Below are 6257 nucleotides of genomic sequence, written 5' to 3' on the forward strand. Positions count from 1 at the left end.
GAAGCAGGGTGCCGCCCTCCGCATCTTCGAGTGTAAACTCGATGAGAGTCATGGGCTCCTTCGAGTAGTCGGTCGCCGGGTCAATGGCATGCGGGTGCCACCGATAGGAGAAAAGACGCTCCGGTTCCATCTTCTCGATGGCGAACTCGACCACAAGGTGCTCGTAGCCGGGATAGGTGATCCGGCCTTTGACCGTTGCACCCGGCCGAAACGGTTCCGTGAACGCCGACTGGAACCAGGCGCCGAACTCCTTCGAGTCGGTAAGGGCGCGCCACACGCGGGCGCGCGACGCGCGTAGGTGGATCTGCTTCTCGATTCGATCCGTCGTTGTCGTGGACATCATCTCCAGCTCCTTGTAGGGCTGCGCCCCATGCGCAACCCATTGGTTGCATATTATCCGAGCGCGAGAAGAAACGCAACCCTTTGGTTACCGAAGGAGGAAAGCTGTGTCACCCCTGGGCAGAAAGGGTAGGATGTGGGTGGGCGCGGGGACCCGAGCAGTAGGACCAAAAGGAGAGGATTCGATGAAGCGAGCCCTGATTCTGATCATTCTGATGGGTCTCTTGACGCTCTCGACTGCGCAGAGGGTCATGGCTGCGATGAGCACATCTCTCGACACCACACGCATCGAGGAACTCACCGGCGCGAAGGGCACGTTCAATTCGAGAGAGGGCGTGTTCAAGGTCTCGGAGCCGCGGAGCGATTTGGCGGTCACAGTGGCCGGCGTCAAATTAACGCCGTCGATGGGACTGACTTCGTGGGCGGCCTTCAAGAAGACGGGGGAGCAGACGGTTGTCATGGGAGACATGGTCCTCCTGGAGGACCAGGTGAACCCGGTCATGAGCGCGGCCCTCGACAATGGGCTCGACGTCACCGCGTTGCACAACCACTTCCTTTGGGACTCTCCCAAAGTGATGTTCATGCACATCGGTGGGATGGGTGACGAGGCCAAACTCGCGGAGGGGGTCGGAAAGGTCTTCGCCAAGATCAAGGAAACGAGCGGTGGCAAGGGGGAGGTCCCCATCGCCGACATCAACCCAGCGACGACCACACTCGATCCGAGGAAGATCGAAGCGATCCTTGGCGTGAAGGGCGGCGTGAGTGACGGTGTGTACAAGGTCACCGTGGGTCGTACAACCGCGATGCACGGGGCGTCGGTGGGCGGCACGATGGGGGTCAACACATGGGCGGCGTTTGCAGGCTCCGACGACCGGTCGGTGGTCGACGGCGACTTCGTGATGCTCGAGCCCGAGCTCCAGCCGGTGCTCAAGGCACTGCGCGGTCACGGCATCGACATCGTCGCTATCCACCAGCACATGGCCGGCGAACAACCGCGGATGCTATTCCTGCACTACTGGGGTCTGGGAGGGACGGAGGATCTTGCCCGGGGGCTGCGTGCTGCTCTCGATCGCACGGCCTCGATGAACGCGGCCCAGCGGTGAGGGCTGGCCGCAACGCGGCGTCGGAGCGACGACGATTTCACGGCACCCGGTCGCCGGAGGCAGTCTCCGTTTCCGCACCCGCGCGCTGCGCTTCGGCGCGGTCCGCACCGAGCTCGGCCGCCGGCTCCCGGGTCCCACCCCTCGCCATCACGTACGTTACGGTGTCCCACGCGTTGTGGATCCCGATAAACACGAGGAGCAGCGCGGCGGCGGCAATGACGAACAGCGCGTCCGCGTAGCTCCGCCCGAGACCCAAGCCCGCGACGAGCAGAGACCCATAAGCGAGCGCGGGTAGAAGGGTATGCCAGAGCCAGTCCTCGAGAACGGGCTGGTACTCACCCTGTCGGAGCGCACGCCTCATGACGATCGCCGAGTAGACCACCCCGAGCGGGCCGCATCCCGCGACCGCGAGCCCCGCGGGCCGTAGGGCGTTCCAAGGAACCGACAGGATAGACGCCACAAGCAGGGCCGCGCAGAAGTGCACGACGTTCGGAGTGCCAAAGGCCGAGATCGTTTCCCCACGGGCGCGGGGCATGTTTTCGGCGATGAGCGTCATGACGACGAACTGCAGCCCGGTCAGCGCCCCGGCAGACGAGCCGACGATGACGTAGAAGCTCGCCCAGGCTTCGAGGGGGGACGCGACTGCTTCGTGCATGAGTATCCTCCTTCGCTGGTCTCAGAGTTAGGTTTCGGAGGTTTCGTCGAGCGTCATCTCGATCATCGTTTCCCGGAAGCCGAGTTTCGCGAACAGGTGTTGCGCGGCATCGTTGCCGAGCTTGCTCCAGAGCACAACCTGCGCCAGCCCTCTCGAGTGGACCCAGTCGATCGCTGCGCGCAAGAGCCGCTGTCCGGTGCCCTGGCGCCGCGCACTCTCGTGCACGTAAAGGTCGTGGATGAATCCACATGGGCCGCGCAGGTCTCTCCAGCTCGTGGGCTCGAGTCCCGCAAAGACATAGCCAACGATCTCGTTCGGGCGCTCGGCGACCAGGACCAGCAGGTCAGGATTCGCTAGCTGTGAGATGAGAAACCGCCCATATCCGTACTCCGGTCGATCCGTGAGGATAAACCGCCGGGGATCGGATGCATGATGCTGGCGCATAAGCGCGGCGCCGAGTCGCCCGAGCGCCATTTCGTCCGGCTTTGCGGCCGGTCGGATCGTGATCATTGGCCCACCTGGATAAAGCGAGGCGACCCTGTCAGCTAGTCGTTCATCCTCGGGTCGGGCGGTCGGCTGCCCACCGTCGAAGTACTGTCGGGGCAAGATAATACGAGAAGCTGCCGCGAGGTTGATAGAAGGAACGAAGGAGATGGAGACCCGGCGGCCTTGCAACCTCCCGGACCATCCGCCGTAGGGTCGCCATTGCGGAGTGAGAGGCCGCCTCCTCTCAACCCCTCAGTCACACGTCTCTTAGCTGTTTCATCGTAAATAGAGTGGCGCCGCTTAAGTTATTGTGATATCTTATATTACATTAGGTACTGGGATCTCGAACCAGCGTCAATATGGCTGGGCAGAGCCCCGAGACTGGCCCCGATATCCGCAGGGGTCGGTCGATCCCCGTTGAGCGGAAATCCCGCGATACGGGTCCAAACGGCAATCGGCCTGCGCTCTGGAGAATTTCCGGATCGCCCGCAATCGAATCGGCCCGCGCCGCACCCCACCTCAACCGGTCCAATCGCCTCCGGGGCAACCCCCGCAAGCATCCGGTCGCGCGGTGCGATGAAGGGGTTCATCCGCTCGATCGCAAGCGCGCTCGCCTTGGACTGGGAAGGAGTCGCACAATGTCTCTCAAGATGAGCGAGTTTCACGGAATCGATCCGGCCCACGTCACCACGCTTCGCACGGCCGGCATCGAGAATACGGACGATCTGATGAAGATCTGGAGCGACAAGGAGAAGCGCGCGGGCATCGTGACAAGCTCGGGCATCTCCGAGGAGAACTTCATGAGATTCGCGGCCATGGCGCGGCTCGGACGCGTGAGGGGAATGGATCTGCGACATCTCGACGTTCTCGTCGCAGCAGGCATCGATGGGCCGAAGCGCCTCTTCAGCTACACACCGGAGACCCTGGCGAAGCACCTGGGCGAGGTGGTGGCTGAGAGGAAGCTGACAGGCCCGCTCCCCACGGCAGAAGACATCGCCGGCTGGTTCGCAAATCCAAAGCCGGGGACGAACGGGAGCATTTCGAGCCCGAAGCCCGAAGGTCCGAAGCCGGAACGCGTCATCGTCAATTAGTCGGCAGTGGGGAGGCGCCCCCCTATCGACCTCTCGATCCAAGAAAGCGCCTCCTCTTTCTCTCGGCCACGATCGCTCGATCGTGGCCGAGTTGATATTGCGGCGAGGAGCGGGGCACCGTTTGGGTGGATTACCTATGGCGGACACGGTAAAGCGGCCAACGGCAGCCAGCATTGGCCAGCCTGACCGTAGCTACGACCGTAGCCAGTAGCGCGAGGTCGGCAAGCCCCCGAGCTTGATGTACAGTGCCTCGATGCCACCTGCCCCCGGCACCCGCTTCACTTCGTGGCGAGGATCGTTCATGGAACGGCACAGGATCGGGACATTTCTGCTCGCCTGTGGCGGCGCGGTGCTGGCGTGCACCTCGCCGCACCATGGCGACGTAGCGGCGACGTCCGCCCAGCCGGGTGCGGATCCGGGGATCACCGCGTTCATCGGGAAGATCCGCGCGGTGGACAATCACAGCCACGCGAACAGCGTGGCTCACGCCGACTCGGACTACGACGCGCTGCCGCTCGACGGCATCCCGATCGAGATGCCGGCGCAGCTCAGGCTCGAGAACCCTGCCTGGATCGCCGCCTACAAGGCGCTCTACCAGTATCCATACGCTGATCTGAGCGATGCGCACATGAAGGAGCTGCGCGGCACGATGCAGCGCGTCGCGAAGGAGCAGGGCGAGGGATTCCCCGCGTGGGTGCTGGATCGGATCGGCACGGAAGTGCTCTTCGCGAACCGCCTGGCCATGGGGCCGGGCCTTACGCCGCCGCGATTTCGCTGGGTCTCCTACGTCGATGCGCTCTTGCTGCCGCTCTCCACAAAGGCCGAGTCGGCCGTCTCGCCCGATCGCGAGGTGCTCTATCCGCTCGAAGCGAAGCACCTGCGACGCTATATGTCCGATCTCAAAATCGCCAAGCGCCCCGCGACGCTGGACGCCTACCTCAAGACGGTGGTAACGCCCACGCTCGAGGCGCAGCGGAAGAAAGGCTGCGTCGCGGTCAAGTTCGAGGCCGCCTATCTCCGTTCTCTCGACTTCGCGGAGGTCCCTGCCGCGACCGCGAGACAGATCTACGCGAAGTACGCCGCCGGCGGCGAACCGTCCCACAGCGATTACAAGTCGCTCGAAGATTTCCTCTTCCGCTACATCGCGCGCGAGGCCGGACGCCTCGGGATGGCTGTCCACATCCATTCGTTCGAGGCATTCGGCCCCTACTACCGCGTAGCCGGAGCCGATCCGCTACTACTAGAGTCAACATTCAACGACCCGACCCTGCGCCAGACGAACTTCGTCATCATCCATGGCGGCGGGGTCAACGCGGCTCGCGCTGGGACGATGCTCTTTAAGCCGAACGTCTACGTCGACATGTCGCTGATGACGCTCGTTTACACGCCGGCCAGGCTGGCCGAGGTGCTGCGGGGCTGGCTCACCGAGTACCCCGAGAAGGTTCTCTTCGGATCCGACGCCTTTGCGTTCGGGCCAGACATGGGCTGGGAGGTGACCGCCTGGGTTTCCTCCAAGAACGGCAGGGCGGCGCTCGCGTTGGCCCTCACCGACATGATCCGTTCCGGCGAGGTCAGCTGCGCCCGGGCAGAGGAGATCGCGACGATGGTGCTGCGCACGAACGCAGGGAGGCTCTACAGGCTGGGGTTGAAGTGATTGATCTATCCAGGCCAGCAACGGTCTTACTGACCGTTACTCTCGCATGGTTTCCCCAATTGCGCTCACCGCCAACCACTATATACTCAATCACTTGCGGGGCGGCATAGCCAAGTGGCTAAGGCGACGGTCTGCAAAACCGTTATTCCCGGGTTCAAATCCCGGTGCCGCCTCCAAACTTACCCTCTTGCATGCCAGGCTTGGTCGCCTGATTAGCCGACACCGCACCGGGACTCAGATCTCGAGCAAGTCCTTGCCGACGATCACCGGTCCCCGCATCTTCCATTGCCACTGACTCAAGCGCCAGCCACATCCCTGGATGGCGAGTGCTCCGATGTACCCGGGAGCAGGTCGGAGAGTATGGACCGACCAACGCATGGCTTGATCGATGCCGTTCGAGGCTGCATGAAGGGTTGCAGGACCCTGCGCAGGATCGCTTGTCAGGGGAACCGTGAAACTCTGGAGCGGTAGCGCGAGACCGCGGCCGCGGGCCTTCACGTAAGCCTCCTTCTTCGTCCAACAACTGATGAAGGCCTCGGCGTAGAGATGGTCGGGAAGAGCACTCAACTGGTCGACTTCCGCTGCCGAGAAGAAGTGCCGCGCTAGCTCCGCGTAATCCGATTGCGCCCGGATGTATTCGAGATCGACGCCGACGTTGGACTCAGCGGCGATGGCGATGAGGGCAAGACCGGCGGAGTGAGACAGGTTGAACTTGAGCCGGCCGCCGAACCCGGGGCTGAGGTCAGGCTTGCCGAATGCCTGGTACACAAAGCCTATTCGGCCAGGTTCGGTCTGGAGATAGTGCCCCAGAAGCTCACGCAGCACTCCGTGCGCGACGATGAAATGTCGCCGATCGCGCTGGAATCGGAAACGTGCGCTCCGGTTGCGTTCCTCAACCGCGAGGGTCGCGTAGAGGCGAGCCAATGTCT

General features: G+C 63.1%; 7 protein-coding genes and 1 tRNA gene. 4 read left to right on the plus strand and 4 right to left on the minus strand.

Annotated elements, in window-relative coordinates; genetic code table 11:
* Nucleotides 1-340 (minus strand): vanillate O-demethylase oxidoreductase VanB (locus E6K76_12095; GenBank protein ID TMQ56846.1); only part of this gene is annotated, 340 nt, incomplete at its 3' end.
* Nucleotides 341-524: 184 nt separating this feature from the next.
* On the opposite strand from E6K76_12095, the gene E6K76_12100 reads away from it, so the two are divergent.
* Nucleotides 525-1442 (plus strand): DUF1259 domain-containing protein, encoded by a 918-nt coding sequence (locus tag E6K76_12100; GenBank protein TMQ56847.1) that lies wholly within the window; start codon nt 525-527, stop codon nt 1440-1442.
* A 37-nt stretch (nt 1443-1479) separates the two neighbouring features.
* On the opposite strand, the gene E6K76_12105 is transcribed toward E6K76_12100, so the two are convergent.
* Entirely contained in the window at nt 1480-2097 is a 618-nt protein-coding gene (locus tag E6K76_12105; GenBank protein TMQ56848.1) for a hypothetical protein, read from the minus strand.
* Between the two features lie 27 nt (nt 2098-2124).
* A complete protein-coding gene (locus tag E6K76_12110) occupies nt 2125-2607 on the minus strand; it encodes a GNAT family N-acetyltransferase (protein TMQ56849.1) in 483 nt (160 codons plus the stop codon).
* Between the two features lie 335 nt (nt 2608-2942).
* On the opposite strand from E6K76_12110, the gene E6K76_12115 reads away from it, so the two are divergent.
* The 3 genes from E6K76_12115 (at nt 2943) to E6K76_12125 (ending at nt 5504) form a co-directional block, all read left to right on the plus strand.
* The gene (locus tag E6K76_12115; protein ID TMQ56850.1) at nt 2943-3674 is read left to right on the plus strand and encodes a DUF4332 domain-containing protein; all 732 of its coding nucleotides are present in this window, start codon (nt 2943-2945) and stop codon (nt 3672-3674) included.
* A 238-nt stretch (nt 3675-3912) separates the two neighbouring features.
* A complete protein-coding gene (locus E6K76_12120; protein ID TMQ56851.1) occupies nt 3913-5328 on the plus strand; it encodes an amidohydrolase in 1416 nt (471 codons plus the stop codon).
* A gap of 100 nt (nt 5329-5428) precedes the next feature.
* Nucleotides 5429-5504 (plus strand) — tRNA-Cys (locus tag E6K76_12125).
* A gap of 58 nt (nt 5505-5562) precedes the next feature.
* On the opposite strand, the gene E6K76_12130 is transcribed toward E6K76_12125, so the two are convergent.
* The coding region (locus E6K76_12130) for a 4'-phosphopantetheinyl transferase superfamily protein (GenBank protein ID TMQ56852.1) at nt 5563-6257 on the minus strand (695 nt) is incomplete at its 5' end.

It is taken from the genome of Candidatus Eisenbacteria bacterium, from assembly GCA_005893275.1.
Classification (GTDB): domain Bacteria; phylum Eisenbacteria; class RBG-16-71-46; order SZUA-252; family SZUA-252; genus WS-7.

Bases quoted from the DNA above. Each gene is read 5' to 3' on its own strand.
- E6K76_12105 (TMQ56848.1), bottom strand. From the start codon at position 2,097: ATGCACGAAGCAGTCGCGTCCCCCCTCGAAGCCTGGGCGAGCTTCTAC.
- E6K76_12100 (TMQ56847.1), top strand. From the start codon at position 525: ATGAAGCGAGCCCTGATTCTGATCATTCTGATGGGTCTCTTGACGCTC.
- E6K76_12110 (TMQ56849.1), bottom strand. From the start codon at position 2,607: ATGATCACGATCCGACCGGCCGCAAAGCCGGACGAAATGGCGCTCGGG.
- E6K76_12115 (TMQ56850.1), top strand. From the start codon at position 2,943: ATGGCTGGGCAGAGCCCCGAGACTGGCCCCGATATCCGCAGGGGTCGG.
- E6K76_12120 (TMQ56851.1), top strand. From the start codon at position 3,913: ATGTACAGTGCCTCGATGCCACCTGCCCCCGGCACCCGCTTCACTTCG.